Origin of the sequence: Actinomyces viscosus (assembly GCF_900637975.1) — a bacterium.
Classification (GTDB): domain Bacteria; phylum Actinomycetota; class Actinomycetes; order Actinomycetales; family Actinomycetaceae; genus Actinomyces; species Actinomyces viscosus.
The window spans coordinates 2,898,502-2,921,904 of sequence record NZ_LR134477.1; the positions used below are offsets into that span (position 1 = coordinate 2,898,502).

The window sequence follows — 23,403 nt, forward strand, 5'->3', positions numbered from 1 at the left end:
GATACCCATGAACGACACCAACCTGCCCGAGACCCCTCAGGACAGTGCTCCCGCCGGCTGCCCCATGTCCCGCGCCGGCCTCGGCGAGCACCTGCCCAGCCGCAACAACACCGTCGGTCAGGGCCGTATGACGATGGCCAACGGCTCGCCCGTCCACAACAACCAGGACTCCATGACCGCCGGGCCCCGCGGCCCCGTCGCCCTCCAGGACGCCTGGCTGCTGGAGAAGCACGCCCACTTCAACCGCGAGGTCATTCCCGAGCGCCGCATGCACGCCAAGGGCTCAGGCGCCTGGGGCACCTTCACCGTCACCCGCGCCATCCCCGAGCTCACCCGCGCCGCGATCTTCTCCGCCGAGGGCAACCAGTGCGAGCTCTTCATGCGCTTCTCCACCGTCGCCGGCGAGCGCGGGGCCGCCGACGCCGAGCGCGACATTCGCGGCTTCGCCATGCGGTTCTTCACCTCCGAGGGCAACTGGGACGTCGTCGGCAACAACACCCCCGTCTTCTTCTTCCGCGACGGCAAGAAATTCATCGACCTCAACCACGCCGTCAAGCGCGACCCCCGCACCAACCTGCGCAGCCCCAACGCCAACTGGGACTTCTGGACCAGCCTGCCCGAGTCGCTCCTCCAGGTGACCATCACCATGTCCGACCGCGGCATCCCGCTGTCCTACCGCTACATGCACGGCTTCTCCTCGCACGCCTACTCCTTCATCAACGCCGAGGGTGTGCGCACCTGGGTGAAGTTCCACTTCCGCTCCCAGCAGGGTCTCGCCAACCTCACAGACCAGGAGGCCGCCGCCGTCATCGCCGAGGACCGCGAGTCCAACCAGCGTGATCTGTACGAGTCCATCGAGAAGGGCCAGTACCCCCGCTGGACCATGTACGTCCAGACCATGACCATTGAACAGGCCGAGGCCCTGACCGACTTCAACCCCTTCGACCTGACGAAGATGTGGCCCAAGGCGGACTTCCCCTTCCAGGAGGTCGGCGTCCTCGAGCTCAACAGGAACCCCGACAACTACTTCCAGGACGTCGAGCAGGCCGGCTTCACGCCCCAGAACATCGTGCCCGGCATCGGCTACTCGCCGGACAGGATGCTCCAGGCCCGCCTCTTCTCCTACGGTGACGCCCAGCGCTACCGCCTCGGCGTCAACCACCACCAGATTCCGGTCAACTCCCCGCGCGGCGTCGCCTGCCCCCACGGCTTCCACCGCGACGGCGCCATGCGGGTGGACGGCAACGCCGGGTCTGAGAATGCCTACGAGCCCAACTCCTACGGCAACTGGCAGGACTCGCGAGAGCTCTCCGAGCCCGTCCAGGCCGGAGGCGACGTCGCCATGTACGACTTCCGTGAGGACGACCACAACTACTACACCCAGCCCGGCATGCTCTGGCGCGCCATGACGCCCGAGCAGCAGCTCGTCCTGTGCGAGAACACCGCCCGCGCCATGGGTGACTCGACCCTGCAGATCAAGCACCGCCACATCTTCAACTGCTACCACGCGGACCCCGACTACGGCCGTGGCGTGGCCCAGGCGCTGGGCATCGACATCGACAGCGTGGACCTCGACGGCGCTACCGCCGACTCCTACGAGCTATGGCTGGCGCGCAACCGCGCCAACGCCGAGCTCGACGTCCCGACGTCGCCCGCCGCCCCCGCCTCTGCCGCGAACCTCGGCCCGGCCGGCCGCGACACCAACGTGGCTGACCCGACCACCCTCACCGACCCGATGAACGACCCCTACGTGCTCTGAGCACTCTGAGTACTGCGTCCCGGTTTCCGACGGCGGCCCGCCACCTCCCAGCGGAGGCGGTGGGCCGCCGTCGGAGGTCGTTGTGGGGAGCGGTGTCCATGGTTGGTGACGGGGCGCACTCCTAGCCTCGGGGCATGAGCTACGACCTCCTGATCTTCGAGCCGGACTGCGCGACCGATGAGGACTTCCCCCGGTGGTGGAAGCAGATGGTCGCCCAGTGGGACGGGCCGCGCGACTTCAGCACCATCGACGGCTCCACCCCGGCGATCAGGTCCTTCTACCGCGACCTCATCCGCGCCTTCCCGCCGTACAACGGCCCCGACGCGCTGAGCGAGGCGGAGCGGGAGGAGCGGGAGGTCGAAGGGCTGCCGGTCGCCGACTACACCATCGGCACCGACTACATCTACATCAGTGTCGGCTGGTCGGACGCGAACGCGCTGGTCAAGATTGTCGGCCAGATGGCCTGGACGCAGCGGCTCGCGGTCGCCTACGTCAGCGAGGACAGCTCGATCTTCCGGCCGTAGCGGCGAGGGGTCTGACGCTGAGCCTCGAGCCTTCGACCCCGCCTCCGCCCCCGCAGCCACAAAGTAGTACATGTAGAACCTTTGTCGTATTCTCGTGTCATGAGTGCAGCGGGTGTGCCGGTTTCTTCGGGGAGCAGAACTGTGGGACTGCGGGAGGTCAATCAGCAGGCCGGGCGGGTCTACCGTGAGGTCGAGTCCACCGGTGTTCCTGTGACGGTCACCGACCGTGGTCGCCCGATCGCCCAGATCGTCCCGATCCGCCATGACGAGTCCTGGTATGAGCGGATGGTCCGTGAGGGCAAGGTCCGTCGGGCCGCAGGCGACTGGACGCTGCCCGCCAGGCGGTGGGGGACGCCTGAGGGTTTCGACCTGGAGCAGTTCCTCCTCGGTGAGCGCGAGGAGGACAGGTGATCTACCTCGATACCTCGGTGGCGCTGCTCTCCCTCCTCGGGCAGCCCGGCGCCGATGAGGCCGCGCAGCTCATCATGGATGCGCATGCCACCGAGGAACTGGTCTCCTCCTGTCTGCTCACGGTGGAGATGGCTCGGGCGGCGCATCGGGGGCGCTTCGATATCCGCGTGGTCGATGAGTTCATCGCGGGGGTGGAGCTCGTCGAGATCGGCCCGGATGTCATTGAGCGCGCCAGCGCCCTGACTGGTGAGTTGAAGTCTCTCGATGCCATTCACCTGGCGACTGCGACGCTGCTGGACGACCCTCGCCATCCTGTCACGGTTCTGACTCATGACGCCCGCCTGGCCGATGCCGCCCGGTCCCGGGGGCTGAGCGCGATCGACCCGCTGGGCTCATAGCACCTGATAGACCTCCTTGAAGGGCAGGCGCGGGTTGCGCTCCTGGTAGGCGTCCGGCCCCGGGTGACCGACGTTGATGACCAACAGCACCTCCACGTCCTGACCGGCGAAGAACTCGGTCGCCAACGCCTCAGCGTCGTCTCCGTTCATGGGGCCGGCTGCCAGCCCGACGGCGCGAATCGCCTGAATAACGTAGGCCGTCTGGATCAGCGCTGAGGCGCGCGCCCAACGCGCCCGCATCTCCGCCCCGCCCTCCTCCAGCAGCCGCTGGTAGCGCTCGCCGCGCGGGTGCAGCCGCGGCAGAGACCCGGCGAAGGACCGATCGGCTGCGCAGACGAGGGGGAGAGACGCCCCTGCGGCCTGCTCGCGATTACCGCTGGGACGACAGGGCAGCAGGCGCTCGCGGGCCGCCGCCGATCGGACGGCTACCACCCGTAGCGGCTGGGCGTTGACCGCCGTCGGCGCCCACTTGGCCAGCTCATGGATCGCCCGCAGCTGGGCGTCGGTCACCGGCTCGTCGGTGAAGGTGTAGGCGGTGCGTGCCCCGCTGAACAGCAGCAAGGCGTCGGACTCGGTCAGGATGGACTCGCCGGGCACGGGGCCCGGAACCGGAACGGGGGAGACGACTACCATGCTCCGATTGAAGCACGCGCCGTCTCCCCCGGGGCGGATGTTGTCCCGACAAGGCAGTCTTGCTGTCCCCGCCCTTGCTCTCCTCACCCTCCTGACGTGCGGCCTCGCAGCGGGTCTCCGTCGCGCAGGCGATCCATGCGATGGCGGAGAGTGTGCGCTGTGAGAGCCACGGTCCTGCTGCTCGAGAAGTAGCCGTTCTCCTCGATGGGAAGGTGAGGCTCCGGGCCGAGCGCCGTAGGGAATGAGGCAGGAAGTTATGGATGAGAATGCCGCTCCTGGCGCTCGGCCTGATTGTGGTGGTCGGTATCGCCTCCTTGTGTCCTCGTGCTGACGGGGCGCCTCGGGCGCCGTCCGCAGTGAAGTGGTCGAGGGCAAGCCAACCGGAGCCGATGTTGCGAGGACGTTGGCGCAAACGCTTATGCTCCCGCAACTCCCGGGCGGGGTGGCGGGGAGTCGTTTCAGTACAGGAGGAAGGGCAGGAAGGCACTGAGGTTGTTGAGGCAGTGGATGCTCACCGGGTAGAGCAGGTTGCGGTCGGTCTTGACATAGAGCAGCCCGCAGCTGAGCCCGAAGAAGGCGTGCGGGATGACACTCAGTACCTCGGAGAGCACGAACGAGTGCATGTGCAGCGCACCGAACAGAACGCTGGAGACGACAACAGCCACCCAGGTTGGCGCAAAGCGCTTGATGAGCCCAATGAGGAACTGACGGAAGAACATCTCCTCCACAATCGGCCCCACGATCCCGAGCACGACGACGATGACGATCGGCGGGAACATCTGAATGACTTCGGCAACGCTGGCGTCATTCTGCAGGATTGCTCCGGACAAGCCGGCGAGGTTGAGCAGGGCCGAGGACGCCAGGCCGCCGACGAGCTCGATCACCAAGGTGGCGAGTCCGCCCACGATGAGAGTGAGGGCGGCCCGCCGCTTACGGGCCGCTACCTGACGGGCGGCCCGGGCCAGCGGGTAGCGGAAGGCGACGCAGCCGACGGTGAAGAGAGCGATGTAGAGCGCGAGGCCGGTTGCGGGGCCGGCGTCCCCGGGGATGAGAAAGTGGCCGAGGTGGAGCGGGAAGAAGAAGGCGTAGACGCTTGTGAAGATGACCAGCGCGACGGTGCTCAGCCGGTCGGGCCGGGTGCTCGCGGTCGGAGCCGAGACCGGAGCGGGGCTCGGAGCCGAGTCCGACGACGCAGGATCCGGTGCTCCGGAGGCGGTCGGCGTCTGCTGGGACAGGGACGTGCGGGAGGTGCTCATGGCCGGAAGTGTGGGACGGCCGGCCCGAGAGCGGCATCGCCCCGGCGGCTGAGCCGCGGTGCGCCCCTCAGACCCTGGTTCGTCAGACTCCGGTTCGACCTCCTAAGCCTCGCTGAGCTCCCTGAGCGCATGTGCGGACGCCTGTCGTGGGGATGGAAGTCTACCCAATAATCGTAACAATAAGGGAAAATTGCCAGGCGGTCTCACTTCAATTTCTATTCTCAGCAAGAGCAAATAATGTGTGTATCAATGTGATTGCATTTTGTGGTGGCGTGAGTTATCGCTGCCCCTGGAGTGCCTCAATTCTCTCGGCTAGCCGTTTACTATCCCTTCTCGCCACTCGAAGCTTCCGTGACCACGCCCATGTTGCCCCCCTATTTCTCCCATATTGTCCCGCTCCTCGGTGGCGCCAGTGCCTTCGTCGACGCTGCAGCACCGAGGGCTGCTGAGGTCGGCGGCGCCCGTCCTCCTCGCCCTGGTTCTTGGCGTTGGAATTGCCGGGTGCGGGGTTCCGTCCGTGGCTGACGATGCGGGTTCGCCGGCACCAGCAACATCTCCGACGGTGACTGCTTCGCCGTCGCCGTCACCCACTCTGACTCCCTCTCCGTCGCCTACTCCGAGTCACACACCATCCCCGACCCCGAGTCCTACGCCGTCGCCGATTCCGACGACGCAGGCCCCAACATCGCAGCCTCCGTTGCAGCCTCTCATGCAGGAGTCTGAGCCAACATCAGAGCCTGAGGCGACACCGGAAGAGGAGACCCGGGCCGGCGGTGGTGCGGCGGCCCCTGCTCCCGTACCGGAGCCGGAGATCACGTACTATCCCATCTGCAAGAAGGCAAAGGCAGCGGGAGCAGCTCCCTTGTATCGGGGCGACCCTGGATACCGCGAAGAGCTGGACCGAGACCGGGACGGCATCGCCTGCGAGATCAAGTAAGGTCCCGTCGAGGGCTGCCGTCTCGAGCGGTGGTGATGCGCAAGTCTTACCTGCTCCATGTGCGTCGTTCGCAACGTCCAGGCGTCGCGAACGACGCACATCGGTTTGAGCGGCGGGGACTATGTTCGCGGTAGGTGACGCGTGCTCACATCGTGCGAGTTGAGGTGGCGTGATGTGAGCGGAGATTGACCACAGGCAGACAGGGCCAGCGGAGCCCTCGAATCTCGCGCGCCGTACGGGCGAGCCGTGCCCACGACGACCCGGACTCCACCGACGCAGCCTCAGGCAGCTGGACTGCTGACTGACCTGCGAATCCTTGTGACTGAGCGAATGCTTCGCAATGTGACCGTCTCAGGCGGAAGGCCGGTCCACACGTGACGTGGCTCGGACGGCGTCTGCTGCGGTGGGTGCCTGAACCTGTGTGCTCCAGGCGCCGATGGCTACCTCCAGCCGTCGCCGGCCCGGGAGGACGGCGACGGGCTCGCGCTGACCGTCCTTGGTCGTGCCGATGACGGTGAACCAGGCCGGCCGGCCGAGACGATGGAGCAGATCTGCTCCTTCCGGCTCTGCGGCGAGATGATCCAAGACAACGTCGAGTGCCGCTCTCCAGGTCTGCATCTCGATCCCTGTCTCGGCGTGCGCGCGCAGGAGATCGGCGACGAGCAGCATGACGTCGTCTCGAGCGGTGTCGTCCGTGGGATGCCAGTGCTTGCCGATGACGGCGGCGAGGCGATCGGCGTGTTCAAGTACCGCCGCCTCGGCTTCAGTCGTGATGTCTCGCGGGTAGATCATGAAGAAACCTTCGCTTCCTGTGTCGGGACGACCTAGCCTCGAGATTTCATCGTTGAGGTGGTGAAAGTGGGGTGAAGGTGTCGCTTCGCCTGGAATAATGCGGGTTGCTGAAATCCGAGAACTCCAGGGGGAGGACACCTTCGTGGTGAAGAATAGCGGGTTGTACCCGGTTGTGGGTGTGGAGTCCGGTCAGGTGCCGGCGGTGGGTCTGGCCGGGGCGAGGCTGCTGACCGAGACGAGCGGGGTCACGGGCCTGGGCAACGAGCTCTCGCAGGCCCTGTCTACGTGGCGGCGGCCGGGGTCGGTGCACGACCCGGGCAAGATCATCTTGGATCTGGCGGTGTGCGTGGCCCTGGGAGGCCGGTGCCTGTCGGACCTTTCGCTGCTGCGGTGCGACAAGGAGGTCTTCGGGCTTGTTGCCTCCGACCCGACGGTCTCGCGACTTGCAGGGGCCCTGGCCGACCACGTCGAGGCTGTCGAGGCCGCCGTCAACCGGGCCCGCAGGACAGCGCGGCATCGGGTGTGGGCCCTGGCCGGCGAGCACTCACCGACCGCCGGCGTCTCGGCGAACCGGCCGTTGGTGATCGACGTCGACGCCACCTTGGTTAATGTGCACTCAGACAAAGAGGGTGCGGCCCCGACCTTCAAGAAGGGGTTCGGCTACCACCCGCTGACCGCGTGGTTCGACCACGGCCCCGACGGTGGGGGTGAGTGCGCGGCGCTCGTGCTGCGTCCCGGTAACGCGGGATCGAACACTGCCGCCGACCACGTCGAGATCATCCGCCGGGCACTGGACCAGGCCGGGCTCGGCCCCAGACCCGGTAGAAAGGTGCTGGTGCGCATCGACGGGGCCGGAGGCACGAAGGAGACCATTGAGCTCCTGGCCCGTCGGCGGGTGTCCTACAGCGTGGGGTTCACGCTGCCGGACCACACGCCGCAGATCCACGGGCACCATCCCCGAGGCCGCCTGGGACCCGGCCTACAACGCTGACGGACAGCCCAGGCAGGGTGCGGACGTCGCTGAGATCACTGACCTGCTGGACCTGACCGCTTGGCCCAAGGGGGTGCGGGTCAACCGTGCGCCGAGAGCGGCCCCACCAGGGAGCCCAGCTGCGCTTCGAGGACGTCGGGGGCTACCGGCTGACCGCCTTCGCCACCAACACAAAAGTAGGTCAGCTCGCCGATCTCGAGGTCCGCCACCGGCTACGGGCCCGCTGCCAGGGGACCGTATCCGCTGTGCCAAGGACACCGGGCTTGACCGCTTTCCCTTGCAGGGGTTCGCCCAGAACCGTATCTGGTGCCTGATCGTGGCCCTGGCCTGTGACCTGCTGGCCTTCTCCCAGCCGCTCGCCCTGGCCTCCACCCCCGCCCGCACCTGGGAGCCCAGGACGATCCGCCTGCGCCTGATGAGCATCCCCGCCGTCATCACCCACCGTGCCCGCCGCACCGTCCTGCGCTACAAGGCCGACCACCCCTTCACCAGCCTCCTGCTGACCGCACTGAGCAGCTTTCAGGCCCTACCCGCACCATAGGCACCCGACCGCCGCCTCCTGCCCACCACGACCCTGAAGGAACAACCCTGGCCCCTGGAAAGGCCCGACCACCGCGAGACGACACGCGGCAGACCGTCACACCCAACCGGCATAATCGCCCCCACGACACCGGCAACGACGCCACCCACACCCCACTCAACCAACCAATGAAAGATCGAGGTTAGTGCGCACCCCCACCCACGCAACCCGCACAATCCCAACCACAACCACACCCCCAGCGACCCAACCACCCCGCAATGAGCCAAGTCAGGTTACATGTAGCTTGCTGGAAGCTTCGGGGCCTACCCGGCTGTCTGCTCCTCTGCCTGGAGGAACTCTTTGAAGTGCTCGGCAAGGCGGTCGCCATCAGGATGCATCTGTTTGGAGGCTGGCACATGCGTCAGGGAGCGGCCTTCAAATTTCAGTAAGCCTGTTTGCAGGTGGATAGTCTCGATGCGCTTTGCTCGTGTCGCCACGTGGATGCGGCGGTCGGCGTCGATGCCGAGGAGATGGCGGTCGTAGGCGGTGTGGTGGAGTCTGCACAGTGCCAAACCATTGCTGACCTCAGGGACGCCAGCTTCCTTGGAGTCGGCGATGATGTGTGAGGCTTCCAAGAGCTGTGCGTGCGGAAGATCGCAGACTGCGCAAGAGATCTGGTAGGCACTGAGTACGTACTCCCTGAAGTCGTGTTGGTGGATGCGTGCCTTCGTCCACCTGGAAACGTACTTCTTCTCAATTTGTCCAGAATCCTTGAGGCCTGAGGTGGCCGGTGTTGTCTCATCGATGGCGATGATGAACTCTGCGTTGCGTTCGTCGATGTCGACGATGTAGACGGGGAACCGAGCATAATATAACAGTGTTGATGAGGTCGGCTTCACTCCCACCAGCCAGGCGAGAGGATAGTTCCGCTGCGCGGCTACCTTCATTGCGTCGTTCGCCCATTTCTTCGTATCTGAGAACTTGTAACGAAGTAACCCGCTGTCATCGATCCGATCGGCGTACGGTGCTTCTTTTCCGGGAGTGGGGGCTGCGGTCTTGAATGTCAGAGCGGCCTTAAATTCTTGAGGCTTCCAGATCCCTTGGGATTGATGGGTGAGGCGGAAGTGGTGGCCATGCCAGGCGAACCCATTCATTAACTCCCTGTGGGTCAAGAGTTCGTGGCCACTCATCTGCTGGGCCTCAAACCACTGCATGGCGGCGAAGTGGGCATCTCGCTCCTCTGAAGGAGTAAAAATTTGCCGGTCCATGGTGGCATTCCTCGTGAAATGAGCAGCTGAGATATGGGGTATGCCTGCCCGCGGTTGCAGGACACAAGGTGGAAGTATACCGCGCTGAAACGATGCTGAGTGATCTGGGTTTAGTCGGCAAGGGACAGGGGTGGGGGCGTCCTCACCCGCTCCCACCCCTGGTTTTGATGGGAGGTGTCCGGCTCGTACTCGTGGCGTCCCGATCCTCACGCATCCGCCCGCACCAGCCGGATGATGCCGGCCGTCTGGGCGGCTGTCGTCCAGGCCAGGATGATGAGCCCGGCAGAGGTGACGTCCGCCTGCGATGCGCCCGCCGCCAGCCAGATCTGGGCCGCCTGGCCCGGGAACCAGCGGGCGGCGTCGCCCAGGAACACGGCCAGCTGCGGCGCCAGAATCACCAGCACCACGGCCGCCGTCGACGCACCGATGACGCTGCGCAGCGCCGCACCGAGCCCAGCCGACAGCAGCAGCACCGCCGTCAACCAGACCACGGTCCGTCCCCCAGCCCACAGCGCCGCCGTCGACGTCGTCGGACACGCCGCCAGGCTCGCCCCGACCAGGACGCTCGCCGCCACCAGTCCCGTACCGGTCAGCACCATGAGTCGCGCCACCGCCAGCCGTCCCCGCGCCGGCGTCACCAGCAGACTCGTCACGCCCTGCGCCGTGGAGTGCTCGCCGCCCGCCGCGGCCACCCCGGCCGCCACGAAGCCGATCTGCACCGCCAGCGCCCATGTCGGAGCGACCTCCTCGAATCCGAAGCCTCGCCCATCCACCACGTTCTGCAGGACCGACATCACCGTGGCGACCGCCGCCGCGCCCGCCACCGCCGCCGACCACCACATCGCCGGCAGCGTCACCACCTTCACCAGCTCCGCGCGCAGCGCACGCTCCCAGACTGTCGCCGCCCCTGCGGCAGCCTTCACCCTGCTGGTCGCACCGGTCCCGCTCATGCGTCCCGCCTCATCCACACCCAGCAGCACACCGCCGCGCACCCGCCCGCCCACGCCGCACAGACGGCGGCCGCCATCGGGATCGACAGCAGCTCAACAAGCCGGTCGTAGTTGAGCGTCGTCGGGCTCGCAATGAGCCGCACCGCCGCCGTGTCCGGCAGGAACCGGGCCGCATCCGTAGACCTGATGAGCAGCACGCCCGGCGAGATCATCGTCGACATCGCGACGAGGACCGTCATCGACACCAGCGCGCTGCGCGTCGCCATCGCCAGCGCCATCGACGCCATCGCCGAGAACACCCACCACGTCAGGATCCCCGTCAGCATCCACCACGGCACCGGCTCGAAGGGCACGCTCGACCCCAGCAGGTGCCGGCACAGCGCGAAAGTTCCCACCCACGCCGTCGCCAGCAGCACCGTCGCAGCCCCCAGCACCACGAGCAGCTTCGCGGCCACCGACGCCCCGCGCCGCGGCTGCACCAGCATCGTTGTCGCCACCTGTCGCGGAGCGCCGGAAGCCCCACTTGTGCGCGGATCACTCGCGTACTCGCTGACCACAACACTGACCGCCAGCACCACGATCCCCGTCGTCCCCACGTACAGTCCGATGACGCCGACGTCGCCCAGCCGCGCCGGCGCGTCCGGGTCGCCGGCCGCCAGCCGCGCCGCCAGGTCATGATCCGTGTAGTACTCGATCAGGAGCGGCAGGACGATCGCCAGCGCCGCCCCCAGCCAGGCCCCCGGAAGGCCCACCGTCTTGCGCACCTCCGCCTTGAGGGAGCGCACCAGCGCCGTCGCCGCACTCATGAACGGGCCCCGTCCTCGCGTCCGGCCCCACCGCCGGCCCGTCCGGCCCAGCCTGCCCGACCGTCGGCCTCGTCCCCGGTCGGCGCAGTCAGCGAGAAGAACGCCTCCTCCAGGTTCGCGTAGCCGACGGCGACCTCCTCCAGCGTCCCGGCCGCCCGCACCCGCCCACCGGCGATGACCACGACGTCGTCGGCCACCTCCGCGAGCTCGGACAGCACATGGCTGGACAGCAGGACCGTGCCCCCGGCGTCGGCCCGCCGGCGCAGCAGCGTGCGGATCCACCGGATCCCCTCCGGGTCCAGACCGTTGACCGGCTCGTCCAGGACCAGCACCTCCGGGTCGCCCAGCAGCGCCGCCGCCAGCCCCAGACGCTGCCCCATCCCCAGGGAGAAGGTGCGCACCCGCCGCCCGGCCGCCTCACTCAGCCCTACGACGTCGAGCACCTCGGCCACCCGGCGCCGACTGATCCCCGCCCCCGAGGCCACCCAGCCCAGGTGACCGCGCGCCGTACGCGAGGGGTGCGCGCCCGAACCGTCGAGCGCCGCCCCTACCGTGCGCAGCGGCTCGCGCAGCTCGCGGTAGGGGCGCCCACCGATGAGCGCCCGCCCGCCGTCAGCCCGGTCCAGCCCCAGCAGGCACCGCAGCGTCGAGGACTTTCCGGCGCCGTTCGGCCCCACGAATCCGGTGACACGGCCCGGGCGCGCCTCCAGGCTCACGCCGTGAAGCACCTCCCGCGTCCCGTGCCGCTTGACGAGGTTCTCAATACTGATCATGCGCCAACTCCACCGCGTCGGGCGGCCGCGAGCATCGGCCGCCGAGCCGACACCGCTCCTCCGCCTCAGACACAGGTCCATCAGACCCTGGTTCGATGAGCCGCCCGGGCCACCTTCCTAGACTGGCCGGGTGCCAGCCTCCGACCTCCTGCCGCGCCACTCACCGCTCGGGCGCGCCATCACGGGGCTCACCCTGCTCACCGTGGCCACGGGCACCCTGGTCGGCTTCTCCCCAACCCCCTCGTGGGGCGCCCAGGTGACGATGCTGCTCGTCATGGCCGGGCTCGTGGCCGCCTCCCTGTGGCTGCGGCGGCGCGACCGCCGCGCCCACGAGCGACGCCTGGCGCAGGAGACCGCCGCGCGTGCCATAGCTGAGGACCGCCTCGTCATCGCCCGCGAGCTGCACGACGCCGTCTCCGGCAACCTCGGCGCCATCACCGTGCGCTGCGCCGTGGCCCAGCGCCTCGAGACCACCCCCGAGGGTCTGCGCAGTGCGCTCGGCGACGTCGAGACCGCCTCCCGCGAGGCCACCGAGGCGCTGCGGCGCATGCTCACCGTCCTGCGCGACGAGAGCACGCCGCCGACACCCGGAGCCGTGGCAGAGGTCGCGGCGCTCTCGGCAGCTGCGACAACCTCCGTGGCCGGCGCGGACTCAGCAGGCGCAGCGGACGCACCGGGCGGCTCGGGATCCCGACCGGGTGAGCGCCGTGCCGAGGTGATCGCCACCGGTCTCACCGAGGTCGTCGACCGGGCTCGACGTGCCGGCGTCACGGTCGAGATCGATGCCGCCGCCGGCGCAGGTGCAGGGGCGGACACCGATCCGAGCTCGGCGGTCCTTAGCCGTCTCCCCGCCCCAGCAGCCCGGGCCGCCGTCCGGGTCGTGACCGAGGCGCTGGCCAACACGGCCCGCCACGCCGGCCCGACGCGTGCCCGCGTGACCCTCCGCCGGAAGCCGGGGCTGCTGCGCATCGCCGTCGACGACGACGGTCCGGCCGCCGACTGGGAGCCCCGCCCCGGGGCCGGGCAAGGGCTACGCGGGCTCCACGAGCGCCTGACCGCACTCGGCGGCACCCTGGCCGCCGGCCCCCGCCCCGACGCCCCCGGCTTCGCCGTCGAGGCGACGATCCCCGCCGAACCGCTCAGGACGCCCCATGACTGACCCCGCCCCCGGACCGACCGCCGCCCCCATCCGGGTCCTCATCGCCGAGGACCAGGCTCTCCTGCGCACCACACTGGCCGCCCTGCTTGAGGCCGAGGCCGACATGAGCGTCGTCGGCCTGGCCGAGGACGGGAACCGCGCGGTCGCCCTGGCCGCCGAGCTGCGCCCCGACGTCGTCCTCATGGACATCCAGATGCCCGGCCTGACCGGTATCGAGGCCACCACCCGGATCTGCGTCGACCCGGCGCTCAAGGCCGCGCGCGTCCTCATCCTGACCATGTTCGAGATCGACGACTACGTCCTGGGCGCCCTGCACGCCGGCGCCTGCGGCTTCCTGCTCAAGGACACCGACCCGCAGGCCCTCGTCGACGCCGTGCGCACCGTGCACGAGGGGCGGTCGCTGCTCAGCCCCCAGGTCCTGGCGCGCCTCGTGGCCCGCATGCCGCGCACGGCGGCCGGGGCCTCCGGCAGCGCCCGGGCCGACGACGTCGAGACCCTCACACCCCGCCAGCGAGAGGTGCTCCTGCTCATCGCCCGGGGCCTGTCCAACAGCGAGATCGAGGCCGAGCTCGGCATCACCCGGGCGACCTGCCGCAGCCACATCACCGCGCTCCTGGCCCGCCTGGAGGCCCGCGACCGTGCCCAGCTCGTCATCGCCGCCTACGAGGCGGGGCTCGTCAGCCCTCGCTGAAGCCGCCGACCGGTACCGTGGACGCGTCTCCCGACCCTCCGCACCCCGCAGCATGCCTTGCGGTCGTAGGGTAGGGCGCGCGGTCGTACCCTCTACCCCTCGAACGCGCGACATAAGGTACGAACCCGTGTGCAAGAATGCCGGGCGTCGCTCGTATGTCCTGCCATCGCATAGACTCGAGGTAGTTCAGGTAGAGGGCGAGAATTGGCGGCTTCAGGTGGATGCGAGGGGGAGATGCTCTCCAAGAGCGCGGTACGTAAGGCCGGATCGGTGCTGCGAAGGCAGGTTGAGGGAGTGACGCCTCAAGCCGAGATCGAGCAAGCGCTTGCCGTCGTGAGTGCCTACAGAGCCTCCTTCGCAAGTCCGTTGGAGGCCACGAGTAATGAGTTGACGACGCTTCTGGAGACCTACCATATCCAGGGGGAAGTGAGCCAACGCCTGAAGCGTATGTCTACGATCCTTGAGAAGATCACCTCCAGGGAGTCGAAGCTGGACCTGTCACGAATGCAGGATATTGGTGGCTGCCGTATTGTGCTCACCTCGAACGACATCGGTGAGTTACGCCGGCTGGAGACGCACGTGCGTGAACGCTGGGCGGAGTCGGTGAAACGTGCCTCCGACTACGTGGGCAGGCCGCGTGTATCGGGTTATCGGGCTGTCCACATTGTTATCGAGCAGGATCAACGACTTATCGAGATTCAGCTGCGTACGCAGCGTATGCATCAGTGGGCGCAGCGCGTGGAAGGGTTGAGTGCCGCCTTCGGCATCAACTACAAGCAGGATGGATCCTCTCCGGTCCAGGAGTACGCGATGCTCACTGCGAAGATGTATGTCGCTCTTGATGAAGGCGAGGCTCCAGACGTCGAGGACATGCGGCGACTAAACAGTCTCAGTGCGTTGATTGCTGGCGAATTGGCGAATCTTGACCTGAACCCTGACTCTGCGTCTTGAGGAGAGATCACATGAGCATCAAAACCGGATATATTCAGCAGTTTCTTCTCGTCTACGACCGCAAGCGTGATGAGCTCTTGTCCCATGAGTCGTTCGGAGCCGATATCACGGCCGCGGCCACCGCGTACCGTGCTGCTGAAATTGAGTACCAGGATCGACCGGAGATGGATATCGTGCTTGTTGGGGCCGACTCTCTGGAGACGGTTAAAGTCACTCACAGCACCTACTTCAGTGGAGCGGCCGCCCGTCTGCTCGATGAGATCCGCGCAGGCGTGCAGTGACCGCGATGCCCTGATCCGTCTGCCCAGACCGGAGCTCCAACGCCGGCCGGGCCGGGCTCGAGTCCGGCCCGGGTCGCGGTCGTAGGGCAGGTCGCGCGGTCGTACCCTCTACCCCTCGAACGCGCGCCCTACCCTACGAACTCGAGCGCAAGAGCTTCGCGTCCCCGGGGGCGACGCCGGCACATCGCCTCCGAAGGCCCGGCCGCCCCAGGAGTACCCGCCGGGAGAGCCCGGCCGGTCGATCTCACCCCCGCTCTTTGAAGACCAGCCGGCGCTGTGCCACATAGCTGGCCACGTAGATGGCCCCGTCGCCCAGGATCTTCGCGATCCCCAGCGGGATCCCGATCGTGGTGAGCGCCTCGAGCATGAGGTAGCTGGCCGCCAGCAGGCTCACCGCCAGCACCACGTAGCGCACCGCCGTGCGCACCACGGTGCCGCGGCGGGCCCGGAAGACCCGGCGGTTCATGAAGAAGTTCGCGGTCCCGGAGATCAGCCGGGCCCCCACGACCGCCGCAAGCAGGTTGCCGGTCATCGCGAAGATCACCATGACGCCCAGCCAGTCGATCCCGAAGCTCGCCAGCGACGCCCCCATGAACCGCAGCAGCGGGGCGTAGATCCGCGCCGAGTCCTGCAACGGCCTGAAGTGCGAGGAGGTGTTGCCCGGCTCGTAGACCGTGGCGATCTCCACCTGCTCCACCACCAGCCCCAGCTCGTGGGCGCGCAGCAGGGCGGAGAGCTCGTACTCGTAGCGGTCGCCGGGCACGTTCTGCAACCAGGCCAGGTGCCCGGCGGGGTAGCCGCGCAGCCCCGTCTGGGTGTCTCCCAGCCTCCAGCCGGTCGCGCCGCGGAACAGCAGCGCGGTCACGTCGTTGCCGATCCGGCTGCGCAGCGGCACCGGTCCGGTGAACCGCCGCACCCCCAGGGTCATGTGCCCGGTCTCGCGCACCCTCGCGGCCACGGCCTCGATGTCCGACGGCGTGTGCTGCCCATCGGCGTCGGTGCACACCACGTCCGCCTCCGGCCAGGTGGCGGCCGCGTGAGCCAGCCCCGTGCGCAGCGCCTGCCCCTTGCCCTGGTTGACCGGGTAGCTGACCACCTGAGCGCCGCGGGCGCGTGCGGCGGAGAAGAAGGGCGCGTACTGCGGTCCCGAGCCGTCGTCGACGACGAGCACCGCGCAGTCCCGGCGGGCCCCGAGCAGGCGGGCCACGAGCTCGGCCAGACGCTCGTCGGGCTTGTAGGCCGGGATGAGGACCACCAGCGTCACCGCCGTCCGGGGGCGGTGCGCGCTACCTGCGCGCGGCGCCGCCTGGCTGCCGGCGGACGGGCCGACAACCGTCCGGTTCGCCGGGGCGATGACCCGAGGCAGGACGCGTGGCGAGCCCTGGACGGCCGTGCGGTTGCCGCCGCCCCTGGCCGTTGACTCCGCCGCCCGTCGGGGCGCCTCGCCCACCACCGCCGAGGCGGCCTGCTCGACGCCGCCGGAGCGGCTCAGCCGCGTCGTCGGGTATGCCGTCGGGTAGGACTGCGGGTAGACGGAGCGGCGGGTGACCGCCTTGGCGTCCGCCGCGGGAGCGCCGCTCGGAATCCGGGCCGTGCTGTTCGAGGAGGTGGCGAGGCGTTCGGTGGGGTTTCCAGTGAGGCTGTCGGTGCCGTTCATCTCAGGATCCGTTCGCGATGTAGAGGATGTCGGAGGTGTCGCGCTCGCCCCCGTTGGAGGGCTGGTTGATGATCGAGCCGTTGAAGTACATGGCCGACGAGCCGCCGCCGTCGATGTTGTAGGCGCAGGCGCACCCCAGGTCGGCCATGATCTGGGCGAGCTCGGTCATGGTCACGCCGCGCGAGTAGCCCTCGCTGCGGCCGTCGACGACGACGAGTTTCAGGTGGTTCGTCTCCACCCACCCCACGGCGGTGCGCGGCTGCTTGCCCTGGATGGAGTGGTTGCCGACGTTCGTGTCGACCTCGACCTGATCGATGCCCGAGAGCACCTGGCCGCCGTTGACCAGCGCCGGCCCGAAGGACAGCGTGTTCCACACGCCCGCGTCCAGGAGCGTCTGGGCGTTGGTGGTGGTCTCGTCGTAGACCTCCACGCGCCCGTCGGTGTAGAAGGCCATGCCGTCGCGCTTGCCGCTGTCGCGGTAGATGACGCCGTTGCGGATGAGGATGCCGTCGCTGCGGAAGCCGTAGTAGTCGCCGTTGATGGCCAGGATCGCGTCGTGCTCGGAGGCGATCACGGAGGGCTTGGCGGTGATGTTGGTGCCGAAGGAGTTGTTGGCGAAGGCGCTGCGCAGGTCGGTGGCGTTGGTGAGCTTGACGTCGGCCACGTAGTAGGTGACGGTGTCGTTGCCAGAGCCGGTGGAGACCTGCTGGATCTCGATGCTCGTGTTGGACGAGGAGTAGGAGTTCTCCCCGACCGTCTCGTTGGTGGCCGGGGCAGCCGAGGAGCTGGCGACGGCGTTCTGCGCCTTGGCCTCCAGGGCGGTGACGTCGTCGACCTCGACGTGGTCGATGACGAAGCGGTTGAGGGCCCAGGCGCTGGTGCCGGTGGCGGCCAGGCCCAGGACGGCGGCGCCTCCCAGGAGGAAACGACGGCGCGGGTGCTTACGGGACTTCGCCGAACGGCGGTGCCGGCCGGACTGGGAGTCCTGGTCCGTCTGGGGCGGCTCGGCCGGGCTGAGGGTGTCGGAGCTGTGCATGGCACAACCGTGTCCGGGCGGTGTGTGCCAGGCTTAGGTTGTCCTTGTGGGTCTCCTGTGAAGCTGCGAGGTCGGCACGACGCAGGAAGGCGGCAGCGCGTCGGGTGTCAATACTCCCAGGGGGTGAAATCTGCGCGTCGAAGTAGTCCTTGAAGCGCTCTGGTGCGGCCCGTCCCGGGCCTACAGTGGGGGCGGGCACGAGCAGCCGGTGCCCGCGACGTGAGCCTGTGAAGGAGGGGACCGCCGTGTTGTCGGATCGGGGTCGACGTATTTTTCGGATCTTCGCCGTGGTGCTCAACTGCGTGGTGGCCGTCGTCTCCTTCAGGAGAGGGGATATGGCGCTCGCGGTCGTCTTCACCGGTGTTGCCCTGAGCTTCCTGGGGCCGCTGATGCGTTCGTCCTCCGGCGGCGATGACGACAGCGACCGTCGTTCTCCCTTGGCCTCATGAGCGCTGTCGACGACGCCCCGGCCCCTCTCCTTGAGGTCGAGGGCCTGTCCGCCTGGTACGAGCGCGACCGGCCGGTGCTCACCGACGTCTCCTTCGCCCTCGCGCCCGGCGAGGCCGTGGGGCTCATCGGCCTCAACGGCGCCGGCAAGACCACGATGCTCACCTCCCTGTGCGACGTCCACCGCGGGGCGCGTCTCGGCGCCCTGCGCTACCGGGGGCGTGACGTGCGCCCGGGTGACGAGCACTTCAAGGCCGCCCGCTACCTCAGCCTGGCCGACGACGACTCCTTCCCCACCTGGAACCTGGAGGCCTTCATCGGCTTCCTGGAGCGCGCCTACCGCCTGCGCCCGGACCGGGGCCGACTCGAGGAGCTGATCGAGGGCTTCGACTACGGCCGCTACCGAACCACCTCCTTCTCCCGGCTCTCCAGCGGCTCACGCAAGAAGGCGGGCCTTATCGCCGCCTTCTACCTGACCACGCCCCTCCTCCTCCTGGACGAGCCCGTCGACTTCCTCGACTTCACCGCCACCGAGTTCCTGTACCGCGCCATCAACGAGGCTGCCGCGTCCGGCCGCTCGATCCTGCTCAGCTCCCACATCGCCGAGTCCTTCACCCGCTGCACCCGGCGCCTCTACGTGCTCTCCGCCGGCCGGATGACCGGCCCCTTCGCCACCCCCGAGGACTCCGATGCCGTGGCGTCGCTGGTCGGTTAGCCGGGCCGCCCTGACGGCGGTGACCGGCCAGTTCGTGGGACGCCGCACCGCCCTGGGCGCCGTCATCCTGTGCGCCCTGGCCGTCTGGAGTGCAGCCGCGCTCGATATCCACGTCAGCCCCCGCGTCGCGGTCACGGGGCTCGTCCTGGCCGCCGTCGGCCAGACCGCCACGATCGCCTCGGCCTGGGTCGGCTCCGGACGCTGGGACGAGCTGGCCCGCTTCCCGCTCCGGCGCGGCGAGCTCGCCCGAGCCACGTTCCTCGCGGTCGACGGCGTCGTCCTCCTCGAGGTGACCGCGCCCATCACCCTGCTCGCCCTGCTGGCGGGGCGCGGTGGTGCCGGTGGGAGGCTCGACGCCGGCGCCGTGCTGCTGGCCGTCGAGATGCTCGCCGTCGGACTCGGGTCCGCGGCGCTGGGACTGACCCTGTGGGCGGGGGAGTCGAGCGGGCGGCGTGCCGCCGCCGCCGGGGCCCTCGTCGTCGGAGCGGCCGCCTGGTGGGCGGCTCCCGCGGCCTCGGCCACTCTCTTCCTGGGCGCCGGCCTCGCCGCGATCGCCTGCACCGGTGGACTGCGGGCGCGGCGCACGCAGGTGGGCACCGTCCGGGGTGGTCGCCGCAGCCTGCTCCTGGGCGAGCTGGTGACCGTGCGCACCACGCAGGTCAACACCCTGGTGATGCTCGTCGTCGCCCTCGTCTTCACGTACACCATGACCGACCGCGGCCTGACGCTCCCGCTGCCCCTGGTCCTCGTCGTGGTCAACACGCCACTGAACGCCTACTTCTCCCGCTACCTCAGCACGCGCGCCGTGGTGCTGGCCGCACCAGGCTCGCGGCGAGTCCTTGCCGCCTACGCCAGGGACCTCGCGCTGTTGTATGCAGCGTCCAATTGTGTCGTGGGCGCGTTGCTCGTCTGGAGGGGTGGCAGTCTCGCCGAGACCGTTGCGGCCGCAGTCGCGGCCGCAGTCGCCGGAGCGGCAACCGCGGTCCTCCTGGAGGTCTACCGGCCGCTGACGGGCTGGAAGTCCGAGCGCGACGTCGTGCGCCACCCGCGCAAGTACCTGCCGCCGCTCGCCGCGCTGCTCGCCGTTCTGGCCGTCCATGCCGCCTACACCCTCGCGGCGCAGTGACGGGGGTGCGTTGCTCTCCCTGCCCCAGGGGGAAACGTCCAGGCTGTCCCTGTGATATTTGTTCGACCTTACTAAATTGAGGTCTATCCTCTTGGCAAATTAACTTAGGTAGCACTAAGGTCCTAGGTGATCCGCTTCCTCCTTCGCGTCACCAAAGGACTCCTATGCGCCGTCGTACCCTCCTCATGGCCCTTCCCCTCACCGCCGTGCTCGCCAGCTGCGGAGTCACCTCCCGCGCCGGCAAGAGCTCCAGCGGCGGCGCGTCCGCAGGCGCCTCAGGCGGTGGCTTCGAGGTCACCGACATCACCGGCCGCAAGGTCACCTTCGAGACCCAGCCCACCAACATCGTCCTGAGCGAGTCCCGGCACGTCTACTCCCTGGCCTTCCTCAACAAGGCCAACCCCATCGACAAGGTGGTCGCCTGGGGCGAGGACCTGCAGAAGGCCGCCCCGGACTTCTACGACAAGGTCGTCGCCGTCGCCCCCAAGGCCGCCGAGCTGCCGACCATCGGCTCCATCGCCAAGGACAACCTCCCCATCGAGACCCTCGTCAAGTACAAGCCCGACGTCTTCGTCATGACCCTGGACGTCTACAACGCGGCCAAGGAGAAGGGCTACCTCGACAAGCTCGACGGCCAGAAGATCACCTACGTCGTCACCGACTTCCGCCGTGACCCGGTCAAGAACACCGTCCCCTCGGTCACCCTCCTGGGAGCCCTGTTCGACAGGCGCAAGGAGGCCGAGGCCTTCGTCTCGTTCTACAAGCAGCAGGTCGACCCCGTCGTCGAGAAGGCGAAGTCCCTGACCACCAAACCCACCACCTTCCTGTGGCGCGGCCCGGGCGTCAACGACCCCGGCTCCACCTACTCCACCGCCAACCTGGGCGCGATCGTCACCGCCACCGGCGGCACCAACATCGCCGACAGCCTCCTGTCCGGCGAGGAGGGCGTCCTCACCCCCGAGCAGGTCATCGCCTCCAACCCCCAGAACATCATCGCCACCGGCGGCGAGTGGCAGAACCAGAAGATCAAGGACACCGCCCAGACCAGCTACGTCCACCTCGGCTACAAGGCCGACGACGCCTCCGCCAAGGCCAGCCTGGAGCAGCTGAGGAACCAGCCCGGATACGACCAGATCCAGGCCTTCACCGACCGGCGCGTCTACGGCATCTACCACCAGTTCTACGACGCCCCCTACAACTTCATCGCCTACCTCACCTTCGCCAAGTGGCAGAACCCCGAGGCCTTCGCCGACATCGACCCGGAGACCGTCTGGAAGGACTTCCACGAGCAGTACATGCCGTGGAAGGCCGAGGGCGTCTTCTTCACCTCCATCTGATGGGCACCCCGAACGCTCAGGTCCCCTCCGGTGACGCAGCCGGCGGCGTCGACGACGTCGGCGACGTCGACGCCGCGGCCTCCGGGCTCGACGACGCGGCAGCCGGCACGGCCGAGCCGCCCGCTCAGGCGACCGGGAAGGAGAAGGAGGCCGCCCCCGCGGACGGGGCGACCACTGCGTCGTCGGCCTACTCCGCCTACCGGCGTCGGACCCTGCGGCGCATCGCGATGCTGACCGGTCTGACGGGGCTGCTCCTGGCGGTCTTCCTGACGGCCCTCATGGTGGGGCCACTGGGGTTCGGCCCCGGACAGGTGCTCGGCTCCCTCTTCTACGCCGACTACGACCCGTGGGTGGCCAACATCGTCGTCAACCTGCGCCTGCCCCCGGCGCTGCTGGCGGTGCTGGTGGGCGGGGCGCTGTCGCTGGCCGGCGTCCAGATGCAGACGATCCTCGACAACCCCCTGGCCGAGCCCTTCACCCTGGGGATCTCGGCGGCCTCGGCCCTGGGGGCGGCGCTGGCGATCGTCACCGGGCTCGTGCTGCCGGTGGCCACCGGGGCGACCCTGCCGATCGCGGCGATGACGGCCGGCCTGGCGGCCTCCCTGGCCATCGCGATGGTCTCGCGCCTGCCCTCGGTGACCAAGGAGATGACGATCCTGCTGGGCATCGCACTGGTCTTCAGCTGTCAGGCGCTCCTGGCGCTCGTGCAGTACCGCGCCTCCACCGAGAGCCTCCAGCAGATCGTCTTCTGGTCGATGGGCTCCCTCATGCGCGCCACCTGGCCGGCCGTCATCACCGTGACGGTGGCGCTGCTCGTGGCCACGCCCGTCTTCTGGGTCAACGGCTGGCGGCTGACCGCCATCACCCTGGGGGAGGCCCGCGCCGCGGCCATGGGCATCAACGTCGCGCGCGTGCGCTCCTGGACCCTGGTCGGGGTGGCGCTGCTGGCCGCCCTGTCCGTGGCCTTCGTCGGGATCATCGGCTTCGTGGGGCTCGTGGGCCCGCACATGGCCCGCGGCCTGGTGGGGGAGGACCAGCGCTTCCTCGTGCCCGCCTCGATCCTGGCCGGGTCCACTCTGCTGACCGCCGCCCACGCCGCCAGCCAGGTCATCGTGCCGGGAGTGGCCGTACCCGTCGGCATCCTCACCGCGCTGGTGGGCGTGCCGGTGTTCCTCGCCATCATCTTCGGACGCCAGCACTCGGCCGTCAGGAGCGGATCATGAGCCTGACACTGGACAACCTCACCTTCTCCTACGGCAGGCGGGCGGTTCTCAAGGGCGTCGACGCCACCTGGGAGACAGGACAGATGGTCGGCCTGCTCGGCCCCAACGGGGCCGGCAAGTCCACCCTGGTCACCTGCGTGGCCCAGCTGCGCCGCTACCTGGGGGAGATCACCTTCGAGGGCCACCGGGGCCGGGACCTGCGCGGCATGATCGGCTACATGCCGCAGGGCCTGCCCGGCGACGCCGCCCTGACCGCCCTGGAGTCGGTGCTCACCGCCTCGCGGCGCGGCATGACCTGGCACACGAGCCGGGCCGACATCGATCTGGCCTGGGGCGCCCTGGACGAGCTCGGCGTGGCCGAGCTCGCCGACCGGCCGCTGGGCCAGCTCTCCGGCGGGCAGCGCCAGCTCGTCGCCCTGGCCCAGACGCTCGTGCGCCGGCCCGGGCTCATCCTGCTCGACGAGCCCACCTCCGCCCTCGACCTGCGCCGCCAGGTCTCGGTGCTCTCCCACGTGCACCGGATCTGCCACCGGGATACCGGACGCCTCGCCGTCGTCGCCCTGCACGATCTCAACCTGGCGGCCCGCTTCTGCGACCGCCTCGCTGTGCTCGCCGACGGGAAGGTCCTGGCCGAGGGGCCGCCCGCCGAGGTGCTCCAGCCCGACATCCTCGCCGAGGTCTACGGCCTACGGGTGCGGATCGTGCCCGACGGCGACCACGTCATGGTCGCCCCCGAGACAGATCAGGACGCCTGACCGGTAG

Annotated in this window: 24 protein-coding genes and 1 pseudogene; 16 read left to right on the forward strand and 9 right to left on the reverse strand. The window is 68.7% G+C overall.

Translation table 11 applies throughout. The features are described 5' to 3' along the window. Positions 1-7 precede the first annotated feature (7 nt). The 4 genes from EL340_RS12285 to EL340_RS12300 all read left to right on the forward strand — a co-directional run bounded on the left by EL340_RS12285 (position 8) and on the right by EL340_RS12300 (position 3,092). Positions 8-1,759, forward strand: a complete 1,752-nt coding sequence (locus EL340_RS12285; RefSeq protein ID WP_126414819.1) for a catalase — start codon at positions 8-10, stop codon at positions 1,757-1,759. Between the two features lie 134 nt (positions 1,760-1,893). Beyond that, positions 1,894-2,283, forward strand: a complete 390-nt coding sequence (locus tag EL340_RS12290) for a hypothetical protein (protein WP_126414821.1) — start codon at positions 1,894-1,896, stop codon at positions 2,281-2,283. Positions 2,284-2,382: 99 nt separating this feature from the next. Then, positions 2,383-2,694 (forward strand): type II toxin-antitoxin system Phd/YefM family antitoxin, encoded by a 312-nt coding sequence (locus EL340_RS12295; protein ID WP_126414823.1) that lies wholly within the window; start codon positions 2,383-2,385, stop codon positions 2,692-2,694. Then, positions 2,691-3,092: a type II toxin-antitoxin system VapC family toxin gene (locus EL340_RS12300; RefSeq protein WP_126414825.1), complete on the forward strand. Its 402-nt coding sequence runs from the start codon at positions 2,691-2,693 to the stop codon at positions 3,090-3,092. Before EL340_RS12295 ends, EL340_RS12300 begins: the two co-directional genes overlap by 4 nt. On the opposite strand, the gene EL340_RS12305 is transcribed toward EL340_RS12300, so the two are convergent. Both EL340_RS12305 and EL340_RS12310 read right to left on the reverse strand, forming a co-directional pair. Then, positions 3,087-3,725 (reverse strand): malonic semialdehyde reductase, encoded by a 639-nt coding sequence (locus EL340_RS12305; RefSeq protein ID WP_126414827.1) that lies wholly within the window; start codon positions 3,723-3,725, stop codon positions 3,087-3,089. The genes EL340_RS12300 and EL340_RS12305 overlap by 6 nt on opposite strands. 458 nt (positions 3,726-4,183) lie before the next feature. Beyond that, on the reverse strand, positions 4,184-4,981 hold the full coding sequence (locus EL340_RS12310; protein ID WP_126414829.1) for a CPBP family intramembrane glutamic endopeptidase: 798 nt from the start codon (positions 4,979-4,981) through the stop codon (positions 4,184-4,186). Positions 4,982-5,690: 709 nt separating this feature from the next. Here EL340_RS12310 and EL340_RS12315 point away from each other — a divergent pair. Continuing rightward, on the forward strand, positions 5,691-5,918 hold the full coding sequence (locus EL340_RS12315) for an excalibur calcium-binding domain-containing protein (RefSeq protein ID WP_126414831.1): 228 nt from the start codon (positions 5,691-5,693) through the stop codon (positions 5,916-5,918). Positions 5,919-6,269: 351 nt separating this feature from the next. Here the strand turns inward: EL340_RS12315 and EL340_RS12320 are convergent, their stop codons facing one another. Continuing rightward, complete coding sequence (locus EL340_RS12320; RefSeq protein ID WP_126414832.1) at positions 6,270-6,710, reverse strand: hypothetical protein; 441 nt, start codon at positions 6,708-6,710, stop codon at positions 6,270-6,272. Positions 6,711-6,852: 142 nt separating this feature from the next. Here EL340_RS12320 and EL340_RS12325 point away from each other — a divergent pair. Next, positions 6,853-8,242, forward strand: a pseudogene (locus tag EL340_RS12325) (IS1380 family transposase). Positions 8,243-8,544: 302 nt separating this feature from the next. Here EL340_RS12325 and EL340_RS12330 read toward each other — a convergent pair. The 4 genes from EL340_RS12330 to EL340_RS12345 all read right to left on the reverse strand — a co-directional run bounded on the left by EL340_RS12330 (position 8,545) and on the right by EL340_RS12345 (position 12,018). Beyond that, positions 8,545-9,489 carry an HNH endonuclease gene (locus EL340_RS12330; RefSeq protein WP_126414834.1) on the reverse strand — a complete coding sequence of 315 codons (945 nt, stop codon included), beginning with the start codon at positions 9,487-9,489 and terminating at the stop codon, positions 8,545-8,547. Between the two features lie 206 nt (positions 9,490-9,695). Next, the gene (locus EL340_RS12335; protein WP_126414836.1) at positions 9,696-10,439 is read right to left on the reverse strand and encodes a cupin; all 744 of its coding nucleotides are present in this window, start codon (positions 10,437-10,439) and stop codon (positions 9,696-9,698) included. Further along, complete coding sequence (locus EL340_RS12340; protein WP_126414838.1) at positions 10,436-11,245, reverse strand: ABC transporter; 810 nt, start codon at positions 11,243-11,245, stop codon at positions 10,436-10,438. Before EL340_RS12340 ends, EL340_RS12335 begins: the two co-directional genes overlap by 4 nt. After that, positions 11,242-12,018, reverse strand: coding sequence for an ABC transporter ATP-binding protein (locus EL340_RS12345; RefSeq protein ID WP_126414840.1), 777 nt, complete (start codon positions 12,016-12,018; stop codon positions 11,242-11,244). Before EL340_RS12345 ends, EL340_RS12340 begins: the two co-directional genes overlap by 4 nt. A 130-nt stretch (positions 12,019-12,148) precedes the next feature. Between EL340_RS12345 and EL340_RS12350 the strand changes: the two genes are divergently transcribed. From EL340_RS12350 to EL340_RS12365, 4 genes are all read left to right on the forward strand, one after another. After that, the gene (locus EL340_RS12350; protein WP_126414842.1) at positions 12,149-13,177 is read left to right on the forward strand and encodes a sensor histidine kinase; all 1,029 of its coding nucleotides are present in this window, start codon (positions 12,149-12,151) and stop codon (positions 13,175-13,177) included. After that, positions 13,170-13,868 carry a response regulator gene (locus tag EL340_RS12355; RefSeq protein WP_126414844.1) on the forward strand — a complete coding sequence of 233 codons (699 nt, stop codon included), beginning with the start codon at positions 13,170-13,172 and terminating at the stop codon, positions 13,866-13,868. The genes EL340_RS12350 and EL340_RS12355 overlap by 8 nt, the downstream gene beginning before the upstream one ends. Positions 13,869-14,102: 234 nt before the next feature. Continuing rightward, the gene (locus EL340_RS12360; protein WP_126414846.1) at positions 14,103-14,819 is read left to right on the forward strand and encodes a RelA/SpoT domain-containing protein; all 717 of its coding nucleotides are present in this window, start codon (positions 14,103-14,105) and stop codon (positions 14,817-14,819) included. A gap of 11 nt (positions 14,820-14,830) precedes the next feature. Continuing rightward, positions 14,831-15,100 (forward strand): hypothetical protein, encoded by a 270-nt coding sequence (locus EL340_RS12365; protein ID WP_126414848.1) that lies wholly within the window; start codon positions 14,831-14,833, stop codon positions 15,098-15,100. A gap of 244 nt (positions 15,101-15,344) precedes the next feature. Here EL340_RS12365 and EL340_RS12370 read toward each other — a convergent pair whose 3' ends face one another. Next, positions 15,345-16,757, reverse strand: coding sequence for a bifunctional glycosyltransferase family 2/GtrA family protein (locus EL340_RS12370; RefSeq protein WP_232023070.1), 1,413 nt, complete (start codon positions 16,755-16,757; stop codon positions 15,345-15,347). 1 nt (position 16,758) lies between these two features. Beyond that, positions 16,759-17,793 carry a phosphodiester glycosidase family protein gene (locus EL340_RS12375; protein ID WP_126414850.1) on the reverse strand — a complete coding sequence of 345 codons (1,035 nt, stop codon included), beginning with the start codon at positions 17,791-17,793 and terminating at the stop codon, positions 16,759-16,761. Positions 17,794-18,020: 227 nt separating this feature from the next. Here EL340_RS12375 and EL340_RS12380 point away from each other — a divergent pair, with 227 nt between their 5' ends. The 6 genes from EL340_RS12380 (at position 18,021) to EL340_RS12405 (ending at position 23,396) form a co-directional block, all read left to right on the forward strand. Then, complete coding sequence (locus EL340_RS12380; RefSeq protein ID WP_232023071.1) at positions 18,021-18,242, forward strand: hypothetical protein; 222 nt, start codon at positions 18,021-18,023, stop codon at positions 18,240-18,242. Further along, positions 18,239-18,955 (forward strand): ABC transporter ATP-binding protein, encoded by a 717-nt coding sequence (locus EL340_RS12385; RefSeq protein WP_126414852.1) that lies wholly within the window; start codon positions 18,239-18,241, stop codon positions 18,953-18,955. Before EL340_RS12380 ends, EL340_RS12385 begins: the two co-directional genes overlap by 4 nt. Next, positions 18,930-20,081, forward strand: a complete 1,152-nt coding sequence (locus EL340_RS12390; RefSeq protein WP_126414854.1) for a hypothetical protein — start codon at positions 18,930-18,932, stop codon at positions 20,079-20,081. Before EL340_RS12385 ends, EL340_RS12390 begins: the two co-directional genes overlap by 26 nt. A gap of 164 nt (positions 20,082-20,245) precedes the next feature. Continuing rightward, on the forward strand, positions 20,246-21,418 hold the full coding sequence (locus EL340_RS12395) for an ABC transporter substrate-binding protein (protein ID WP_126414856.1): 1,173 nt from the start codon (positions 20,246-20,248) through the stop codon (positions 21,416-21,418). Beyond that, complete coding sequence (locus tag EL340_RS12400; protein WP_126414857.1) at positions 21,418-22,641, forward strand: FecCD family ABC transporter permease; 1,224 nt, start codon at positions 21,418-21,420, stop codon at positions 22,639-22,641. Before EL340_RS12395 ends, EL340_RS12400 begins: the two co-directional genes overlap by 1 nt. Continuing rightward, positions 22,638-23,396 (forward strand): ABC transporter ATP-binding protein, encoded by a 759-nt coding sequence (locus EL340_RS12405; RefSeq protein WP_126414859.1) that lies wholly within the window; start codon positions 22,638-22,640, stop codon positions 23,394-23,396. Before EL340_RS12400 ends, EL340_RS12405 begins: the two co-directional genes overlap by 4 nt. The last annotated feature ends 7 nt before the right edge of the window (positions 23,397-23,403 follow it).